We start from the raw sequence: 867 nt of genomic DNA, 5'->3' as shown, positions 1-867 counted from the left end.
ACGTCTACACCGTCGATCGTGTCGCCAGGGACCTCGGCGTCAGCGAAGCGCTCATCCAGGACCTGACCCTCGGTCTCGAGCCCGAGGACGGCGTCATCTGGGTCTACGGCGCCAACGATGACGACGGGATCTTGGCCTTCACCGATGAAGGCATCGAGGAGGTCAAACTCCTCCTCGAAGAATATCATCGCGTCTCCCCAAAGAAAGCTTGACCCCAGCACTCCGGTGCTCAGGTTCTCCTGGCTGCCGGATGCGCACGTCTGCGGTCTTCACCGGATGCGTACGACGAACTCGCCAAGGAACTGGAGCGACGCAAGCACTGCTTCGTTCGCTACGCCGACGACTGCCCTCTATGTTCGCAGCGAGCGTGCGGGCGCACGGGTGATGGCCAGCGTCGAACACTTCCTCGACAGGCGTCTGAAGCTGCGGGTCAAGATACGGAAGAGCGCGGGTCAGCTTAGGCGAGGAGCGTTTCATAGTCTGGTGGGGCCTAATTCGCCTCGTAGTCCTAGTGGTCACCTATAGGCGCTCACCGGTCCCCTGAAGCGCCGGATAAACGCTCCGCTCACTGACCCCCAGTTCCTTTGGCTATCGCTGTTCTGGTCATGCCCTCGGCATCCAACTTCACGATCTTGTCGCGCTTCCCCATCGCTGCTGGCTTCCGTCCTGGGTACTTGGTCTTGTCGCCTTTGACGGCATCGATCCCGATCCGTTGGCGCTCCAGCATGACGCTACGCTAAAGGCCATCCGCCAGTATCTGGCGCTGCGGCGCGGCGATCAGGATGAGATTCAGCGTCAATCAAGATGAGACTCGGCGCAGGTGGTGTGACGCAGTGAGGGCGTAGCCCGAACGGAGTTACACCACCT

1 protein-coding gene is annotated in these 867 nt (G+C 61.0%); it reads left to right on the top strand.

The window, feature by feature from the left end:
- On the top strand, positions 1 to 212 hold a 212-nt coding region (locus NKH78_RS32520), incomplete at its 5' end, for a hypothetical protein (protein ID WP_352885255.1).
- Positions 213 to 867: the final 655 nt, after the last annotated feature.

Origin of the sequence: Mesorhizobium sp. M0910, from assembly GCF_040319465.1 — a bacterium.
Classification (GTDB): Bacteria; Pseudomonadota; Alphaproteobacteria; order Rhizobiales; family Rhizobiaceae; genus Mesorhizobium.
This window is presented reverse-complemented; position numbering and strand designations above follow the sequence as displayed.